10 protein-coding genes and 2 pseudogenes are annotated in these 19,556 nt (G+C 41.9%); 7 read left to right on the top strand and 5 right to left on the bottom strand.

Annotated features, from left to right (window positions below):
* Positions 1-141: 141 nt before the first annotated feature.
* Together GTQ43_RS32730 and GTQ43_RS32725 are read left to right on the top strand one after the other, a co-directional pair.
* Complete coding sequence (locus GTQ43_RS32730; protein WP_265276902.1) at positions 142-4,413, top strand: strawberry notch family protein; 4,272 nt, start codon at positions 142-144, stop codon at positions 4,411-4,413.
* A 245-nt stretch (positions 4,414-4,658) separates the two neighbouring features.
* Positions 4,659-5,003: a VOC family protein gene (locus GTQ43_RS32725; protein ID WP_414859170.1), complete on the top strand. Its 345-nt coding sequence runs from the start codon at positions 4,659-4,661 to the stop codon at positions 5,001-5,003.
* Between the two features lie 143 nt (positions 5,004-5,146).
* On the opposite strand, the gene GTQ43_RS32720 is transcribed toward GTQ43_RS32725, so the two are convergent.
* From GTQ43_RS32720 to GTQ43_RS41895, 5 genes and pseudogenes are all read right to left on the bottom strand, one after another.
* Positions 5,147-6,097 carry an RpoD/SigA family RNA polymerase sigma factor gene (locus GTQ43_RS32720; protein WP_265276900.1) on the bottom strand — a complete coding sequence of 317 codons (951 nt, stop codon included), beginning with the start codon at positions 6,095-6,097 and terminating at the stop codon, positions 5,147-5,149.
* 90 nt (positions 6,098-6,187) lie between these two features.
* Positions 6,188-8,433 (bottom strand): annotated as a pseudogene (locus GTQ43_RS32715) (ATP-dependent RecD-like DNA helicase).
* Positions 8,434-8,616: 183 nt separating this feature from the next.
* Positions 8,617-9,546: a ParB/RepB/Spo0J family partition protein gene (locus GTQ43_RS32710; protein WP_265276899.1), complete on the bottom strand. Its 930-nt coding sequence runs from the start codon at positions 9,544-9,546 to the stop codon at positions 8,617-8,619.
* Complete coding sequence (locus GTQ43_RS32705) at positions 9,543-10,298, bottom strand: ParA family protein (RefSeq protein ID WP_265276898.1); 756 nt, start codon at positions 10,296-10,298, stop codon at positions 9,543-9,545. The genes GTQ43_RS32710 and GTQ43_RS32705 overlap by 4 nt, the downstream gene beginning before the upstream one ends.
* A gap of 207 nt (positions 10,299-10,505) precedes the next feature.
* Entirely contained in the window at positions 10,506-10,658 is a 153-nt protein-coding gene (locus GTQ43_RS41895) for a sigma factor-like helix-turn-helix DNA-binding protein (protein ID WP_375470971.1), read from the bottom strand.
* A 1,021-nt stretch (positions 10,659-11,679) separates the two neighbouring features.
* On the opposite strand from GTQ43_RS41895, the gene GTQ43_RS32700 reads away from it, so the two are divergent.
* The 5 genes and pseudogenes from GTQ43_RS32700 (at position 11,680) to GTQ43_RS32680 (ending at position 19,500) form a co-directional block, all read left to right on the top strand.
* Positions 11,680-12,639 carry a ParM/StbA family protein gene (locus tag GTQ43_RS32700; protein ID WP_265276897.1) on the top strand — a complete coding sequence of 320 codons (960 nt, stop codon included), beginning with the start codon at positions 11,680-11,682 and terminating at the stop codon, positions 12,637-12,639.
* Positions 12,640-12,644: 5 nt separating this feature from the next.
* A complete protein-coding gene (locus GTQ43_RS32695; RefSeq protein ID WP_265276896.1) occupies positions 12,645-12,935 on the top strand; it encodes a hypothetical protein in 291 nt (96 codons plus the stop codon).
* A 159-nt stretch (positions 12,936-13,094) separates the two neighbouring features.
* Positions 13,095-16,304, top strand: a pseudogene (locus GTQ43_RS32690) (DEAD/DEAH box helicase).
* Positions 16,305-16,309: 5 nt separating this feature from the next.
* Positions 16,310-17,146 carry an SWIM zinc finger family protein gene (locus tag GTQ43_RS32685; RefSeq protein ID WP_265276895.1) on the top strand — a complete coding sequence of 279 codons (837 nt, stop codon included), beginning with the start codon at positions 16,310-16,312 and terminating at the stop codon, positions 17,144-17,146.
* A gap of 134 nt (positions 17,147-17,280) precedes the next feature.
* Positions 17,281-19,500: an AAA family ATPase gene (locus GTQ43_RS32680; RefSeq protein WP_265276894.1), complete on the top strand. Its 2,220-nt coding sequence runs from the start codon at positions 17,281-17,283 to the stop codon at positions 19,498-19,500.
* Positions 19,501-19,556 lie beyond the last annotated feature (56 nt).

The raw sequence follows: 19,556 nt of genomic DNA, 5'->3' as shown, positions 1-19,556 counted from the left end.
CTTTTTAATTCTCGTCCGCTCACCGAAGAATAAATATCTGAAGCTTTAAAAGTTTAAATGAGGCAAGTAATTGCCTCATTTATTAATAAGAGAAAGGCTTCGCCATAGCAAGAGTGAAAAAATAATATTGTCAGTAATGCAATGGTACAGCAACTTTTCACCCAAGGTTTTCTGTTCGACTTCCAAACAATATTAGATTATGGGCAATCAATATTAAGTGTCGCTCAAGAGCTTTTGAAACCACTACTTGAAAATCGCCTCCTGAACACGAAAACTGTTCAAGCCCAAATGAATCGCCACTTTCACGGTACTGCGGCAGAAGGCACATGGCAGTGGAAAGATGCTTACGAAGCTGTGGAAGTGGCGCAAATATTATATCTGCGTCAAAAAGGTTACAAGCTTTTATTAGAGCCGTCGCTAACAGTATTATTGGAATTAGAGAAGTTAGTAGCCCTCTGCCCAACGCATACTCGCCGTAGTGAAGAGTCAGTACAGCTTCAGCAATTCTCGACACCGTTACCATTGGCTTATCTGGTAGCCAAAGCAGCATTTATAAAGGCTGATGATTTGATTCTGGAGCCAAGTGCTGGAACTGGTTTGTTAGCACAAATGGCTAAACTGCACAGTGCAAGTCTGATGCTCAACGAGCTTGCACCCGATAGATCGAAGATTCTGCGTCGGTTGTTTCCCGGCACTCCACTATTTGGGGTCAACGCAGAACAGATTAACGACTATTTGGTTGGCAAGACTCAGCCCTCAGTTGTGCTGATGAATCCACCGTTTTCGTCATCCCCGAAAATCAACAGTCGCAACCCCGACGCAACAAAGAGCCACATCAACTCGGCATTGCAAAGACTGGCTGACGGTGGACGATTGGTAACAATCACAGCCAACTGGTTCTCTCCCAATAATCCTACTTGGCGAGAGACTTTTGTTAAGTGGCACTCGGAAGCACGAGTTTTAATGTCGGTCGGGGTTAACGGCAAGGTGTACTCAAAACATGGTACACAAATCGACACTAGAATCACAGTAATTGACAAGGTTCCGGCTGATAATCCTGGCGACATCCCCTGTATTTCCGAAACTTTGGACTTGCCCGAACTGCTAGCGTTGATTGAGCATTTGCCACAGCGATCTCCGTGGGAACGCTCAGAAAAAGTTAAAACTGCTGCGAAGGCAAAAGTTGTTCAATTGCCATTCCGTACTACAGTTGCACAACCAGAAACAGTTTCCTCTCTTCCAGACGATGTAGTAGTGTTGGAATATGAAGTTGTCGAATGGTCTGCTACAGAAGGACTTAAAGATACTTTATATGAAACCTATCGCCCACAGCGAATCCGAATCAAAGACGCTTTACCTCATCCCTCACTGCTTTGTGAGAGTGCAGCCCTCGCACTTGTCTCGCCGCCAGCGCCAACCTATAAACCACATCTTCCACAAAACATTGTCACACAAGGCTTGTTGTCAGAGGCACAACTTGAGAGCGTGATTTACGCTGGTCAAGCGCACTGTGAATTCCTGTCTGGGTCTTATATTATGGATGATTCTTGGGATAATGTGACTGTAGCAGCACAAAGCGAAGAAAATGCGGTAAAATTTCGTCGTGGCTGGTTCTTAGGCGATGGGACGGGTGCTGGTAAGGGTAGACAATGTGCAGGAATCATCCTCGACAACTGGTGTCAGGAACGAAGAAAAGCAATCTGGGTATCCAAAAGTTCTGCCTTAATTGAAGATGCCCGTAGAGACTGGTGTGCGCTCGGAGGTCGTGAAAAAGATATTATCGACCTGGGCAACATCAAACTTGGCGACCCCATCCCTTTCACCCAAGGTATTTTGTTCTGCACCTACTCAACCCTACGTTCTCAAAAGAACGGTAAAAGTCGGCTTAAGCAAATCGTTGAATGGGCAGGTAAAGAGTTTGAGGGTGCTATCTCCTTTGACGAGTGCCACAGCATGGGCAATGCAATGGCACAAGAGGGCAAACTGGGCATGGTTGCAGCATCCCAGCAAGGCATTGTTGGGCTGCGGTTGCAAAATGCTTTACCGCAGGCACGAGTTGTCTACGTTTCTGCAACTGGAGCGACGAAGGTTTCCAACCTATCTTACGCAAATCGTCTAGGGCTTTGGCAGACTGGGGATTTCCCGTTTACCTCCCGTGAGGATTTTGTGGAATCCATTGAGGGCGGTGGTATCGCCGCGATGGAGATTGTGGCTAGAGATTTGAAAGCACTCGGTCTGTATTTGGCGCGGAGTCTTTCATTCGAGGGAGTTGAGTACCAGACTCTCGAAATTGAGTTAACGCCGACGCAGGAACGGAGTTATAACAGCTATTCTGATGCTTTTCAAGTTATTCACCATAATTTAGACAAAGCCCTGGAAGCTTGTAATATCTCTGGTTCCAAGACTTACAACCGTGCTGCAAAGATGAGCGCGGTGTCTCAGTTCGAGTCGCATAAGCAAAGATTCTTCAACCATCTGTTGACTGGGATGAAATGCCCCACCCTGATCAAAGCGATTGAGCAGGATCTAGCCCAAGGTCTTGCAGTTGTCATTCAAATAGTTTCGACTAATGAAGAACTTTTGAAACGACGACTTGATGAAGTTCCGGCTTCCGAATGGAAGGATCTCAATCTTGACCTGACTCCACGGGAATATGTTATGGATTACTTGATGAGTGCTTTCCCTGTTCATCTGCATTCCATTCATTCTGGCGTTGATGGAGAAGAAAGATCCGAGCCAGTCTTTGACGCTGATGGTTCTCCAGTTATTTCCCAAGAAGCCGTAACTTTGAGAGATGCCTTAGTCGATAAGTTAGCAAGTCTTGATCCAATTCCTGGCGCATTAGAACAATTGCTATGGCACTTTGGTCACAAGCAAGTGGCTGAAGTAACTGGTCGCAGCAAGCGAGTTCTGAAAGATGATTCGGGGCGTTTGTTCGTTGATTCACGGGGTAGTGGCGCGAATATTGCTGAAACTTCTGCGTTTATGCAGGGAGACAAGCAAATCCTCATCTTCTCTGATGCAGGCGGCACGGGTCGTAGCTATCACGCTGACCTCAACGCTGTGAATAGGAGACGGCGATCGCACTACCTGCTTGAAGCCGGCTGGAGAGCAGACAACGCAATTCAAGGACTTGGGCGATCGCATCGCACAAACCAAGCATCAGCACCTATTTTCCGACCTGTAACCACTAATGTCATAGGTGAACGCCGCTTTATCTCAACCATTGCTCGAAGGCTGGATAGCTTGGGCGCACTCACAAGGGGGCAAAGGCAAACCGGAGGTAATGGGATATTTGAAGCTAAAGATAATCTGGAGTCGAACTATGCAGAGTACGCACTATACGAGTTGTTTAAGCAGATTTTCCAAGGTCGATTTTATAAAGTGCCTTTAGGAAAGTTCGAGCAAATGACGGGACTTAGCTTAACCTCTCATGAAGGCGGGATGAAAATCGACTTGCCCCCATTGCGGCAGTTACTCAATCGACTGCTGGCTTTACGCATTGATATGCAAAACATCATTTTCGAGCGATTTGAATTGTTGCTAAGTCAGCAGATTGAAGCAGCGATCGCTAATGGGGTCTATGAGATGGGTGTGGAAACTTTACGGGCTGAACGGTTTAGTGTTGAGAGCCAGGAAGCTGTCTATACTCACCCTGCCACAGGTAGCGTCACCAACTACCTCAAAATTGAGCGAGTTCAGAAGAACAACATCAGAACGGCTCAAGAGATGGTTGAGTTTGCTGCCAAGTACCAAGGGCGATTCATGGTGAATGAGAAAGGTAGTGCGGCGGTAACAATTCCAACGCATAGTATATTCGATGCGGAAGGTGGTGTTGTGCCAAGGGTTTTGCTCGTCCGTCCACAAAAAGAAACTCGTGTCATAGTGGAACAACTGAATTCTTCCACTTGGCGGCAGGTTTCGGCTGATACCTTTACTGCGGCATGGTCTACTGAAGTAGACGCATTGCCCAAGTTCACAACCGATTACCTGCATTTGGTAACTGGTATTCTCTTACCCATCTGGAAAATACTGCCACAGCACAATAGCCGAGTATTCCGGTTGCAAACCAGCGATGGACAAAAGATTCTCGGTCGGGTGGTGAATGCTCACGACATTCAAACCGTGCGCGAACAACTTGGACTCAAGAACAAGCTGTTAAGCACACAGGAGTTAGTCTCTTTAGTGCTAAACGAAGGCTATTCCCAGCAGTTACCGGGTGGCGTTACTTTACGGCGTTCTTATATTGCCACAGAACCTCGCATAGAACTGGTTAATGCTATCTCACTGGCAGAGCGACTGGTAGCTATTGGGTGTTTCACCGAGATCATTAACTGGCAAAAGCGCGTATTCATTCCGGTTTCAGACAAAGCACCAGCTATTCTAGCGGCTGTGATTGAAATCTTGGGATAAGTCAAAAGCTGATGTATCTAATAAATACATCAGCTTATTTTTCGCTCAAACAATAGTGTGTTTTTATTGTACAAAATGAAGGTAATTATACGTAATAGCTCTGACGTGGAATACCTAGAATGTAGAAAAATGAAGAGTCACAATAGCAGTGACGAGCGTATGCTTTGGCAAGTAGGATAGATTTTGGGGTGCTTCACCAGATAAGGAGAAACTAAGCAGTATATGTTTAAGGGCGTTCAAGCTATATTTTTTTCGTAGATGATGTTGTTGCAGCTGCTCAATGGTATGGCGAGCTTTTAAATATACCAATGAATTACTTTTATATAGAAAATGAAATACGGGGAGCATTGATTGATGTTGGCGGCGTTGAGATGTTTTTCCATCTGGCAGATGAAAAAATGCGTCCGGGGAACGCAGGTCAAGTAGCGTATTGGCGTGTAGACAACTTTGAGCAAGCATTAGATTATGCCCAAAAGCATGGTGCAAGGCTTTATCGAGGCCCTTTGGTAATTGAGGGACAGCAAGCAATTTGTCAAATGTGGGACCCATTTGGAAATCTTTTTGGTATGCAGGGTAAAACCTGGGTCTAAGACAGGTGAAAGAAGTTAACAAAAGGTCAAGTAAGAAAAATCGGTGCTACAAAACTTACTAGCTGATGCTAATACGGTGAGCAAAGCTCACGCCAAACTTTTTGGTCTACTCAAATTTGTACAACTTATTTTTACATGATGGCTTAATCAAATAAATACTCTTGTATGTCGTTTTGTCGATGGCGGAGAATACTTATAGCTTTGACCTGGATTTGACGAATCCGTTCTCGGCTGAGGTTTAGCTGTTGCCCAATCTGAGCGAGATTGAAATGCTGATCATTCTCTAGCCCAAAGCTTAAAGTCAACACTTGACGTTGTATAGGTGTCAATGGTTCTAAGAATTTAGCTACGTCTTGCGATAGAAGTTCTTGGGTAAGGAGTTTTTCTGGTGAAGCGGCATCGCTGGCTAAAATTTCGCCCAATTCTGTTTCTTGCTCATCTCCGACTTTTTTATTTAAAGAAATAGCTGTACGAGAGGTACTGAGATATTCTCGAAGCTTATCGGGGCTGATGTTTAATGATGCAGCTATTTCTTCAGCAGTGGCATGGCGACCAAGTTTTAGAAAGCTTTCTCGCTGTACTTTCTTAATTTTGGTAAGTATTTCAGTGAGATGAACAGGCAATCTAATAGTACGCGATTGTTCTGCTATAGCGCGTGTAATCTCTTGACGAATCCACCAATAAGCGTAAGTCGATAGCTTATAGCCCCGGTTGGGATCAAACTTTTCTATACCCCTCTGTAAACCAATTGCTCCTTCTTGGATCAAATCTAGAAATTCCAAATTGCGGTTCTGGTATTTCTTGGCAACAGAAACTACTAGTCGCAGGTTAGCTGTCACCATTTTCTGTTTAGCTTTTTGACCAAGGTGTAGTGCTGCTCGGATTTGTGCTTCGGTTTTTTCAACAGCGTTGGCTAATTCTGTCATTGTTGGTTCGCGGTCTAGCTGTTGAGTTAGTTCATTTTTAGATTGCTCAATGACAATCATTTCTTGTACAAGTCTTGCATAAGCGATTTCTTCCTCTGGCTTTAATAAAGGATACTGACCAATTTCTTGCAAATAGATGCGAACCATGTCGGAACTGAGGCTGGACATACAAACTTTTCGACTTTTTTAAACCAGGGGATTTAAAAGTATAAATCAAATAGCTCAATAAATTTTTCTATTTTGAAGAACCAAAACACATCACCAATCCAGCCCTGTCTGAAGTAACCTCTGCTTCAACCTTGTGTACCTTTGTTGGTCATCAGTAGAGCGCACCGCCAAAGATATCGCTTTTTTTGCGCCAACTACGATCGCTAACTTCTTGGCACGGGTCAGCCCGGTGTAAAACAGGTTCCGGGTTAACATCATGTAGTGCTGCATATAGATTGGCAGAACTATCACCGGATATTCTGAGCCTTGGCTTTTATGAATAGAAATGCTCCAGGCAAGGGCAATTTCATTCAGGTCAGCGTAATCGTAAACCACAGTCCGCTCACCATACAGTAGTGTAACTTCCTGCTCGACAGTATCAATGGTGAGGATTATTCCCAAGTCGCCGTTGAAAACTTCGCGGTTGTAGTCATTGGTTAGCTGGATGATGCGGTCGCCCTCGCGTAACAAATTCCCACCTCTGTTAATCTCCACCTTGTTGGGGCTGGGTGGATTAATCAACTGCTGCAACACGGTATTAAGATTGCGAGTACCCACAACTCCCCGTGTCATCGGGCAAAGCACTTGGACATCAGTGGCAGGATTAAAACCTAGTCGAGGGAGCAAGTCTGTAATCAACTCGCAGATTGCTTGCACTCCATGTTCAGGCTGATGACCGCCGCCATGCCACAGACAATCAGACACAGGATTGTCAGAGATTGGCTCGATTGTGGGATAAATTCCTCGATTAATTTGGTGAGCAGCAGAGATGATTGCGCTCTGTTGAGCTTGGCGAAATACCTGAGTTAACCGCACTACTGGCACACGACCAGAATTAATCAAATCAGCGAGTATTTGACCTGGCCCACAGATGGTAACTGGTCAATATCGCCCACCAACAACAATTGAGCGCCTTCTGCTACTGCTTTAACCAAGGAGTACGCCAGAAACAAATCAAGCATTGATGCTTCATCAACGATAATTGCTGTATGGGGCAAAGGGTTTTCACTGTCGCATTTAAATCCCCTTGTCCTGGGGTCAAATTCTAACAATCGGTGTATAGTTTTTGCTTCCAGCCCAGTCATCTCACCCAAGCGTTGAGCAGCCCGTCCAGTGGGTGCAGCAAGAGCAATAGATTTACCCATTGCTTTCCACAGGCTGACAATGGTGTGAGTGGTAAAGGTCTTTCCAACGCCAGGGCCACCAGTGAGGATCATGATTTTGGAATAGGCTGCTGTTTCTACAGCTTGGCGTTGCTGTTCTGAAAGCTGAATTTTGTGACTAGCCGTGAAGCGCTCAATCCAGGCACGGACACGGGGAATATCTTGTGCAATCGGCTGGCTCAAGCGCCCAGATATCAGTTGTGCTAGGTTTTGTTCTGTATGAAAATAAGTTGGTTTGTAGCACAGCAGGGTTTGGTCTGGGATTTTCTCTCTGATTAGCTCATCTTTCAGAGCCATGTCTTTGATAGTTTGAGCCATTGCATCTTCTGTTGGCTGATGCTCTTCAGTAGTCAACAGTTTAATCACGGACTCAATTAGTTCTGGCTGTGGTAAGTAACAATGTCCATCTTCAGCAGCTTCACTCAAAGCGTGGACAAGTCCAGCACAATATCTAAACTCAGAATTAGGGGCAACTCCTAAGTTTCGAGCAATCTTATCAGCAGTTAGAAAACCAATACCGTAGATATCGACTGCTAGTTGGTACGGGTTATGGGTTACTGTGGCGATCGCTTCATCCTTATATTGCTTGTATATCTTCACAGCATAAGTGGTAGAAACGCCATGCCCTTGGAGAAACACCATCACTTCTTTGATAGCTTTCTGAGTTGACCAAGCGTTTTTAATGAGAGTGATCCGTTTTTTGGCAATACCCTGGACTTCAATTAGTCGTTCAATCTGGTTTTCGATGATGTCGAGCGTTTCTAAACCGAAGTCAGCGACGATACGCTTGGCTGTGACTGGGCCCACGCCTTTGATTAAACCACTGCCCAAATATTTCTCAATTCCGGTGAGAGTAGCTGGTTTGGTTTCTTTATAATTAACTACCTGGAACTGTGGCCCAAATTGTGGATGATCCCGCCAGAAACCAGTTAGCTGTAGAGTTTGACCGGGCTGAATATTAGCAAAGCTGCCGACAATTGTTGTCAGTTCGGTGCTACGGGGACGGGTCAGCCTTGCCACAGTGTAACCCGATTCAGCAGAGTAAAAAGTTAGGCGTTCTACGACTCCAGTGATTGTTTCGTTTTGAGGAAAGGCGCTTACTTGTTGAGGGGAAAGATTAGGGGGAGTGGACATTGCTTATGATCAGATGCCGCCCATCATTATAGTACTGGAAGTGGAGCTATTATAGTACATAAATACTAAAGTACACACCCAGTATTAGTGTTATTGAAAACTCATCTTCAAAGAATACATTGGTCAGGAGTCAGAGTTAGGAGTACGTGGTTGGAGGCGTGAATATCGGTTATGCCTTGCTACCTATTCTTCTGCAAGAAGCTTTTCTATTTCTGCGAGTAGCTTGTCAAACTTCTGTGTTTTTTTAGAGTCATCCCATACTTTAGTCTTTTTGGCTTTTGCAGATATAGCCTTGAGACGGCTTTGGTACAATGCACTTTTTTCAGACGTTGTTTTAGTTACGGCTGGCTTTATACTGGCAATACGCTCCTTAATTTGATTTAAAGATAACTTTTCAGTAATTGCTACTGTTAACAGCTCTTCCCGCTGGCTATCGTCTTTAATTCGGGCTATTTCTCTTGCTTTTGTATATTCTATTTTTCCTTGTTGAAGATATTCCAAAATATCTTTTGGAAGATTGAGTAATGGTAAGCGATTAGTACGAAAACTGTTAGGAGTAAATTTTCCTATGATGTTAAAAGCCTCTAAAACTACCTTCCACTCATCACTGTGAATAACGTTATTCGCCGACTCCCGCTCAGGGTGGGAAACTACGTGAAACAGTGAGATAACTGCTTCTCTTGACTGATTAAGTTTTAAGGATAACAAGTCTAAAATACCTTCTGTTTCCTCAAGAGGGTTTAAATCCTCTCGTTGGAGATTTTCCACAAGAGCAATTTCAAAAGTTTCTTCGTCGGAAAAATCCTTTATGATAACGGGAACTGTTTCCAACCTAGCTTCTTTGGCAGCGCGATAACGTCGTTCACCTGCAACGAGTTCATATTGATTTTGCCCTTTGGGACGAACAAGAAGTGGTTGTAACACCCCTTTTTGTCTAATTGATGCTGTAAGCGCTTCCATTGCCTCAAGATCAAAGTAGCGTCTAGGTTGTTTTGAGGGTAGATAAATAGCTGATAATGAAACTGATTCTAAAGGTGTTTCATTTTTTTGTAAAAATAATAAATCAACACCCTTTACTTTATAGGCAGGCTCAGAGCTTTTCTTATTCGTCATTGTAAAGCATCCAGACTTTTAGCAATTTTTTCTAAAACTTTTACTGTTGGATGGCTTGAACTATAAAGTGCCAAAGGCATATGTTTTTCAGAGGCATCCGCAAAGGCTATAGCAATAGGAATAGTTTCGTAAACAGGGATTTGCGCTCCTAATTGGCGGACGGAATCAAGGCTTCTATTACCTTGTGCGGTGCGGCCATCATACATGGTAGGAATGATACCGGCAACTTTAAGTTGTTGGTTTGCTCCCCTTTGAACACGAGCAAGTGTTTGGAATAGTAGCTCTGTTCCTCGAAGTGCTTTGTTATGTGTCTGAATAGGGATTAGAACATGAGTAGCCGCAACTAAGCTAATATAGCTTAATATTCCTAGACTAGGTGGACAGTCTATCAAAATAAAGTCATAGTTTTTTACTACTGGTTCTAAGGCTTGCTTCAGCTTAAAATCTCGCATATCAGCCATAACCAGTCCCAGTTCGGCACCACTCAAGTCAATATTGGATGGTGCAAGATCCATACCGTGAATGTTTTTGCTGATAGGTAAGGCATCACCATCGACAACTGCATTGTAAACTGTATCTTCCAACTCTGATGCCTCTAAACCCATAAACATCGTCAATGACCCTTGTGGGTCCATATCAACAAGTAGTACTTTATTATTTCGTTGTGCTAAATGATAACCAAGATTCATTGTAAGAGTGCTTTTTCCTACACCTCCGGCTTGGTTGAACAGTGCGATAATTCTTCGAGTCATAGTTCTTACTGATAATAAACGGTGATTTACTGTTAATCCCTGAGATTTATATAAGGGACTATCAGAAGCGAATAACGTTATTCGCCATTAGTATTTTTATTTTTAAATAAATGAAATCAAGGAAATCGGCTTCAGTATTGTTCTCCTTGCTAGACGTAAATTTTAACGAAGAGTATATTTAGAGTCATAGTACATCTTAAGTGTTGACTATAAATAAGAAAATTTCATTCTTTGTCCATGAGCAGAACGCACCTTGTTATGACTGAGATTAAGTTTTTGTGCAACCTGTTTTGCAGTTAGCTTCCCTTCACCCTCCAATCCAAACTGTAACATTAAGACTTGACGCTGGTTTAGCTTCAAGTCAGGTAACAAATTTTCCAAATCTGACCGTAAACATTTTCTTTGTCAACGTACTCTTGAGCCGAAATTCTTTCGTCGGGTAATATCTCTTGCAGTTGAGTTTCTAGCTCTTCGCCAATTCCTAACTCTAAAGAAACTAGTGGACGAAATGCGTTTAGGCATTCACTTTCTTTGTTTAGGGGATACGTTAACAGCCATACTAATTTCTGTAATTGTGGGCTTTCGTCCTAACATACAAAACAGTTCTGTGTGTGCTTTTTTAATTGGGAGCAATCTTTGAGTCATTTCTTGGAGCAGGCGAATTGTACGCCTGGTCTGCAACTGCTGCTGTAATTGCCTGCCGAATCCACCAGTATGCATATTAGAGAATTTATAGCCGCGATTCGGGTCAGACTCCCCTACAACATAAAAGTAAACCAATAACCCCTGTTGAATCAGATCCAGAAATTACAGATGATTCCAACGATATTTTTTAGCTAAGGTAAACACAACAATTCGCAATGCGCGAAACTCATTGCGAATTGTTGTGTTTACCTCACTTCTCTTGCGTGAAAGGCTGAAATCTCAGGTAATAGTCTGTCAAAGCAACCAATTTTTCGTAGATAAATTCCAAGTGGATGGATCAGAGTTTTGGCTAGAAATTTTGCAGGGAAATAAATTGGTATATAGATATTGACAGTAAATTATAAATCAAAGAGTCAACGATGATCTAATTTAATTTCTGCTGCGTTGATAAAAAAGAGTTCAAAAATTCCTATTGGGGGCTACATGGGGGCTATATATACCCCAACACTAGTTCAAGACTTTGGTGAGATTTTGACCCCTATATAGGGTTTATATAGGTGCTAAATGGGGTATATTTGACTGATTAACATTTTGTACCCCATTTAGCCCCCAAGGGGTTATGATAAGCTCTTGAGTTGGGAAAATAAAGTGAAGTTATTTTATTCTTCTTTCTCTTGCTCTTGCAAATCACTTGAACAGATAACTTTCACAAATTAAAGTTTATTACTTGGAGCAGATGTCAAACATTCACACCTTACAAAAAATTTTTCCTGCGGGTTTCGATAACGGTTACGGAAGTCTCAAACTTTTAGTCGAAGGCTTTGAAGTAGTTCGTGTCCCCAGCTATATAACCAATGCCGAGATGGAAGATGTTCCAGGACGTGTAGTTTTTAACGGTACTGCTTACACAGTTGGAGAGTCTGCTTACCGTACAGGAAATTATTTTGACCGCAACACAGACAATAATGAAAATAAAGTCAATAATGCGTTGTTGACTTTATTGGGTGCATTGGCACATCTGCCACACCGTAAGGCTTGGCACTTAAAATTAGTCGTCAGTTTACATGATGTTGGTCTGGCATCAGAACTACAAAAAGTACTCAATGGAGAATATCAGGCAATACTTGCTGGCAAACAATCAGAAGTAAAAGTAGAAGTGCTGAAAGTTGTACTAGAGGGTATGGGTGCATTGTTTGGGCATCCACTACCTAAAAAATTAACCATTTTAGACTTTGGCAATGGCACGACTTTGTATTCTCGTTACAACCGGGGGCAGCGAGAAGTTCACACTGCCTACCCTATCGGTGTAGAAGTTCTCATTGATGATATCTCCCAAAAAATGAAACATTTAAATGGCGGAAAAATCGGAGATCCTTCCATTATCCGATTTTGTTTGGAAATGGGGCATACCAGATACAGCCGTGACATCGATATCAAAGATATATACAGTGCCAGTCTTAAAGATTGGTATGAAAAATACTTGAAGAAAGTGGTGAATCTGACACTTGATGCCAAGCACCAAGGGGATGAAATCTGGGCGATTGGTGGAGGCTGTCTCTTACCTGGATTTAAGAAGCTGTTGGAGAAAAACGGCTTCAAAATCCTGGACAATCCGGTAGAAGCCAATGTCTTTGGGCTTTTAGAGATGGCAAAGACCATCAGCAGCAAGAATTCAGCATCTACATCTATTAAGTGATCGCAATGGCAGACAAAATTGACTTAACCCCAGAAAAAGTTCGGATCAAAGATAGCTACCGAGAGCGGATATTTGCCGAATCACAGCAACTAGGTAAAAGTTACTTAGAGACACTTTACTTTATCATTGATTGTTATTTTGCTTTCAGAAAGGGTGCATTTCCCACACAACAAGTAGCTTTCACCCCGATTAATACTGAAGATAACAAACTCTCTTCAAGGACTCAAGACCCATCTATTATCGAAAACCAAGAGGATTCTGATGACCAAACCTTCACTCTTGATTTTGAGTTGTAAGGGAAGTATGGCACTGCTGCTTCTATAGTGCGTAAGTCAAGCGATCGCACGATAGCGTCATCGCTTTCTTTTGCATAAAGAAAATAGTTCTAGCACCTCTGTTTGCTAAAGTAATTCTAAGGCGCGTGAATTTCCGAACAATCCAGAGACATCACAACAATGAGAATACTTCATGGCACCTGGATACCAAACGAGGAAACTGACTTTATCCAGTCAGGGTCTTTTTACTTGTGGGTAGAAACTCAATTATCCCAAAAAAGTCACACCAATAGTCAACAAATTCATCCTGGACACTTGGTAGAATCCCAATTAATCGCCTTTTTAGTACAAGAATTGGGAATTAAAGAAGACAATACTAAATTTTCCCAACGCATATCTCCTAAATACTTTGCCTTACCAACCACCAATAATCAGCCCCTACCTTCACCAGAATTAACCAAGTATTTAGAAATTGAGTTGACTGACAGCTATGAAGAATTCCAATACTGGCAGGTAGATTGTTATGAAACAGTAGTATCTACCAAAAATGCCACAGCACTTAATATTATCAAATTACTTAAAGATATCCATTTTTTAGCAATATATAATGCGGAGAAGTTTCAAATTGGTTCAGATTTATTATTTTGGTATCATTACACTCAAAGTTTTAAACAAGTAATCCTCAAAGACCAATTTATTCCCGCCCTAAAATATCGACAGTTATCATCGGAAAATCCGAAGAAAAAAGGCAAAAGCAAGGCTGATAAAGTAGCATTTGAAATTTATGCCACCTGGGAAATTATTTCGGAACAATATGAAGCAAATATTCTTAAATATATTGACTATATGCCACTAATATGTGTGGCAGGTAAAGCAAAAATTAGCGATTTAATTGAGTTTTTTTGATCGAGAAACACTATTGCGTCACTTTTCCGAATATGTACTTGATGATTTAGTGACTCACACCCCATCAACAGCTGCTTTTGACAAACAAATTACTGATTCTCTAATTGAATCTTGCTTTTACCCTCGTCAGCATAACCCACTAACAACAAATACTGCCCTCGATGAATATCGGCAATGGTTGATATGGAAAACCAAAATTACCCGCACTCAAGCTGATTCACCTTTTCATCTATGCTTCCAGTTACATTCTCCTGATAATGAACAAATAGACAATTGGCAAATTCAATTTCTAGTAGCCAGTAAACAAGATCCATCCTTGAAGTTAGCGTTAGCAGACTACTGGACAATGAATCAATTTACCAAAACTGGCGTACATAAAGATTTTGGTAAAGATTTTGAAACAAATTTACTGCTGAATCTGGGGTATGCAGCCCGGATGTATCCCAAACTCTGGCTTGGGTTGGAGACAGATAAGCCAACAGCAATGCAACTTACCTTAGATGAAGCATTTGACTTCCTTACTGAAAGTGCTTGGGTACTGGAAGACTCAGGATTCAAAGTAATTGTACCTGCTTGGTATACTCCGGCAGGTCGTCGTCGCGCCAAAATTCGCCTCAAAGCATCGGGTAGCAAACTTGCTGCAACGAAAGGGGAAACAAAAAGCTATTTTGGCTTAGACTCACTGGTGGAGTATCAGTATGAGTTGGCGATTGGGGAGCAAACTGTCACACCTATTGAATGGGAACAACTGATTAATGCTAAAACTCCCCTAGTGCATTTTCGCGGTCAATGGATGGAATTAGACCGGGATAAAATGCAGCAGTTACTCGACTTTTGGCAGTCAAAAGGCTCCGAACAACCCCAGATGACCTTACTGGAGTTTCTACAACGCAGTGCTGAATTGGGGTCAGAATGGGAAATTGAACATGACGAAGCTTTGTCAGAGATGATAGCAAAGCTACAAGATAAAAGTCGCCTAGAACCAATTTCTGAACTTGATAATCTGCAAGGCACACTCCGAGAATATCAAAAACGTGGTGTTTCCTGGCTACAATATCTAGAAAATTTGGGATTAAATGGCTGTTTGGCAGACGATATGGGTTTAGGTAAATCCGTGCAGGTGATTGCCCGATTAGTGCAAGAGAAGGAGTTACATTCAGCTCTGAAAGTAGGAGAAAAGATTACTTCTTTATCTGCCCTGCCTACACTATTAATTGCCCCTACTTCTGTTGTCGGCAACTGGCAGAAAGAAATTGCTAAATTTGCGCCTCATTTAAAAACTATGGTGCATCATGGTAGCACTAGGCTGCAAAATCTAGCTGACTTCAAAGCTGCTTGTAAACAAAACGATGTGATAATTAGTTCTTTTACTTTAGTCCGCAAAGATGAAAAGTTATTGAGCGGCATTGAGTGGCAACGTTTAGTACTGGATGAGGCACAAAATATTAAAAATCCGAATGCTGCCCAAACTAAAGCTATTTTAAAATTAAGAGCTAAACATCGGCTGGCATTGACAGGTACTCCTGTAGAAAACCGCTTACTGGATTTATGGTCAATTTTTAATTTTCTCAATCCTGGTTACTTGGGTAAAGAAGCCCAGTTTCGGAAAATTTTCGAGATTCCGATTCAAAAAGACAATGACCGCGTGAAATCTGCCACCTTGAAAAAACTGGTAGAACCTCTAATTCTGCGAAGGTTAAAAACTGACCAGTCTATTATTAATGACTTGCCAGATAAAGTGGAACAAAAACTCTACACCAACCTGACCAAAGAGCAAGCATCGCTTTATGAAGTGGTGGTACTAGATGTAGAAAAACAATTGCAATCAGCAGAGGGAATTCAACGCAAAGGATTGATTCTTTCAACCCTGATGAAATTAAAGCAGATTTGTAATCACCCAGCCCAATTTCTGCAAGATGGGAGCGAATTTTCACCACTGCGTTCGCACAAACTCAGTCGGTTAGCAGAGATGGTTGAGGAGGCAGTTGATGAAGGAGAAAGTTTACTCATTTTTAGTCAATTTACGGAAGTGGGTGAAAAGATTGAGAAACATCTCAAACACAGTCTGCATTGCAATACTTACTATTTGCATGGTGGCACTAGTCGCCCACGTCGAGAACAAATGATTACCGAATTTCAAGACCCAAATACAGAACCATCGGTTTTTATCCTTTCCTTGAAAGCAGGGGGCGTAGGTATCACCCTCACGAAAGCCAACCATGTCTTTCACTTTGACCGTTGGTGGAACCCAGCAGTTGAAGACCAAGCAACTGACCGTGCTTTCCGTATTGGTCAAAAAAGAATGTCTTTGTGCATAAATTTGTTGCCATTGGAACTCTAGAAGAGAGAATTGACCAAATGATTGAGGATAAGAAAAAACTCTCTAATGCTGTTGTTGGTAGCGATGAATCTTGGCTCACCGAATTAGATAATGAAGCCTTTAAGCGGTTGATTTCATTGAATAAGAGTGCAATTTTGGAGTAGATATTATGGCTAAATTTAGTCGAACTTGGTGGGGCGATCGCTTTATTCAAGCACTAGAAGCTTTTACAGATGATAACCGACTCAAAAGAGGACGTTCTTATGCTAGCGGTGGTAAAGTCAAAAGCTTTGAGATTGACTTAAATAAAATTACTGCCAAAGTCAGAGGCTCAGTTAATCCCTATTTTGGAGTTTACAAAGAACCAACTTATAATATAGAGATTCAGATTACACCTATTGCTAAAATCCGTTGGAATGAAGCTATCCAAAAGCTTTCTTCTAAAGCCAGCATCATTTCTCGATTGCTTCTAAATGAAGTCCCAGAAAATATTGAAGATACTTTCTCTCATTTGGGACTACATTTATTGCCCCATAGTAGTAAGGATTTCAAAACTAAATGCTCTTGCCCAGATTATGCGAATCCCTGTAAGCACATTGCTGGAGTTTACTATTTAGTGGCTTCTCAATTAGATAATAATCCCTGGTTGTTATTTGAATTACGGGGATTATCGAAAGCAGAACTTCAAGCCAAACTAGCTGATTCTCCTTTAGGAAAAGCTCTATCTGAGGAATTGAATACTAAGGAAATTCCTTTAGAACTTTCTAATTCGCTGTACACTAAGCTAGAAAAGCAATCTCTTAAGCAAATGCCAAATGCCAGAGAATTTTGGTTAGGTACAAAGCGATTACCACAAACTATTGAAGTGGCGACTCCAAGTAGTATCTGTGCAATTTTGATTAAGAAACAAGGGGATTTTCCTGATTTCTGGCACAATGATACTTCCTTTATTGAAACAATGGAAGAACTGTATCAGCGAGTCAAAACCAAAAATCATCAGTTCTGATTTCAGCGCTGATAACGACATCGTAAAGTAATTTCTTTTTAGATATTAATTGCCGTTATAATTTTTTACCTTGAAAAAGCATACGCACATATTTTATGCCTTGAAAAACTCCACTTCTGAAGACGTATTTAATAATGGATTTATTTGACCAGCATCTTGCAAAAATAACTGAAGAATCAGCACCCCTAGCGGCTCGGATGCGTCCACGGACACTTGATGAATTTATTGGTCAAGAGCATATTATCGGGCAAGGAAGACTACTGCGGCGTGCTATTAGTTTGGATCAACTGTCTTCCTTAATCTTTTCTGGCCCACCAGGGACTGGCAAAACTACTCTAGCCCGCGTTATTGCTAACACCACCCGCGCTCACTTCATCGCTATCAATGCTGTACTTTCAGGAGTAAAAGAAATTCGATCGGCAATTGAAAAAGCCCAACAAGAGCGTAAGTTTCATAATCAACGAACTATTCTTTTTGTCGATGAAGTCCATCGTTTTAATAAGTCTCAGCAAGATGCTTTATTGCCTTGGGTAGAGAATGGTACAATCATTCTCATTGGTGCTACCACCGAAAATCCTTTTTTTGAAGTCAATAAAGCACTTGTCAGCCGTTCGCGGATTTTTCAACTTCAGCAATTAACTGATAAAGATTTATACAAAATTCTTGAGCAAACATTAGCTGATTCGGAACGCGGTTATGGTAAGTTAACAGTACAAATTGACACAGATGCTTTAGCTCATCTAGTTAATGTTGCCAATGGTGATGCTCGTTCATTATTGAATGCTTTGCAACTAGCTGTAGAGACTACACTCCCCGATGCTACAGGTGTTATTCATATTCCTCTAGCAGTGGCAGAAGAATCTATTCAACAACGTGCTGTTTTATACGACAAAGAAGGGGATGCCCATTTTGATACCATTAGTGCTTTTATTAAGAGCTTACGAGGTTCTGACCCAGATGCAGCACTCTATTGGCTGGCCAAAATGGTTTATGCCGGTGAAGACCCGCGCTTCATCTTCCGTCGGATGTTAATTCTTGCTAGTGAAGATATTGGATTGGCTGACCCACAAGCAGTTGTCGTTACAAATGCCTGTGCTGAAGCATTTGATCGCGTGGGAATGCCGGAAGGACGTTATCATTTGGCGCAGGCTGTACTTTATTTAGCGACTGCACCAAAATCCAATAGCATTATGGGCTTTTTCGATGCTTTAGCCGCAGTAGAAAATGAAAATGTTGCAGAAGTCTCCACTCATCTTAAAGATGCTAATCGGGATAAAAAAGGTTTTGGGCATGGGGCGGGTTATCTCTATCCTCACGCTTATCGAGATCATTGGGTAGAACAGCAATATTTACCCAAGAGCTTGCAAGGTCAATTGTTTTATCAACCATCAACCCAAGGTTATGAACACCAAATCGCAACACAAGTGGCGCGTCGTCGGGAAGCCCAACTTGCTGCAATAGTAGAAGGTATTGGTGTTGCACCAATGGAAGTCATGACTTATGGAACTGTTGACCGAGCAGATGAGCGTTGGTTACAACGTACACTTTCTCAGGTAAGTACACAATTAGCATCGGTGCGCGAACGCATTTTCACTTTCGCTCAATTACAACGTCATCACTTAGTATTGGATCTAAATGCCGCCACTGGTTTACTTACTTGGGAAGCAATTCGGCAAGTTCCTGAAGGTGGGGTTTATGCCTGTGTTCGCAATCGCTCTGATACCAATGCTTTAAATGAACTTACTGCGGCACTTCCTGAAACAATGCGACCAATAGTTTTTACTGCATCTGTTGCACAGATACCTGCTATGCTGGCATCTCTTGCACCAAATGTACAGTTTGACTCTATTATCGGGCGCAATGTACTAGCCTCGGAATCGGATAAGGGACTTGCTGCTCAAATTTTAACTCAATTGCTCCCCCACTCAGCCAAGCTTATTTTAGCTGAGACAGTACCTCGTCATACCCAAAGGTTTTACCGCTTACTGCCCAGCCAAAATTTAGATGCCCAATTGTATAAGCGATTAGTTTTAGCAGAAGAAGCTATTTATACAGATGTCTCTGACCCCATGCTTAACTGGGACGCTGATGATGATTTGCGTCACGCTTTTGCCTCAAATGGGCACTGCGTACAAGTAGGTCTTGAGCAGTATTTGACACCTATGCACATCTCTGATAATTTTATCAAGCGTTTATTTACTGCTAATCCTAATCGACCAAGTTATGCAGATCGTCTAGCTGCAAATTTGACAAGTGAGGAAATAAATATTGTTAAAAATTTATTTGTTCGTTACTTACTCAACCAATCCGTTAATTGGTCAAGCACTGTGGCATTTTTAAATATTAGCGCATGAACATAATAGGCTATCAAATCACAGTCATTTATAATTATGATTTTCACTCCTGCAAT

The sequence above is a fragment of the Nostoc sp. KVJ3 genome, from assembly GCF_026127265.1.
Classification (GTDB): Bacteria; Cyanobacteriota; Cyanobacteriia; order Cyanobacteriales; family Nostocaceae; genus Nostoc.
Note: the sequence above shows the minus strand (reverse complement) of the source record. Positions and strands in the feature narration are given on the sequence as shown.

Coding starts and splice junctions, on each gene's coding strand:
- GTQ43_RS32730 (WP_265276902.1), top strand. CDS start 142: ATGGTACAGCAACTTTTCACCCAAGGTTTTCTGTTCGACTTCCAAACA.
- GTQ43_RS32720 (WP_265276900.1), bottom strand. CDS start 6,097: ATGTCCAGCCTCAGTTCCGACATGGTTCGCATCTATTTGCAAGAAATT.
- GTQ43_RS32710 (WP_265276899.1), bottom strand. CDS start 9,546: ATGACGAATAAGAAAAGCTCTGAGCCTGCCTATAAAGTAAAGGGTGTT.
- GTQ43_RS32705 (WP_265276898.1), bottom strand. CDS start 10,298: ATGACTCGAAGAATTATCGCACTGTTCAACCAAGCCGGAGGTGTAGGA.
- GTQ43_RS32700 (WP_265276897.1), top strand. CDS start 11,680: ATGTCAAACATTCACACCTTACAAAAAATTTTTCCTGCGGGTTTCGAT.
- GTQ43_RS32695 (WP_265276896.1), top strand. CDS start 12,645: ATGGCAGACAAAATTGACTTAACCCCAGAAAAAGTTCGGATCAAAGAT.
- GTQ43_RS32685 (WP_265276895.1), top strand. CDS start 16,310: ATGGCTAAATTTAGTCGAACTTGGTGGGGCGATCGCTTTATTCAAGCA.
- GTQ43_RS32680 (WP_265276894.1), top strand. CDS start 17,281: ATGGATTTATTTGACCAGCATCTTGCAAAAATAACTGAAGAATCAGCA.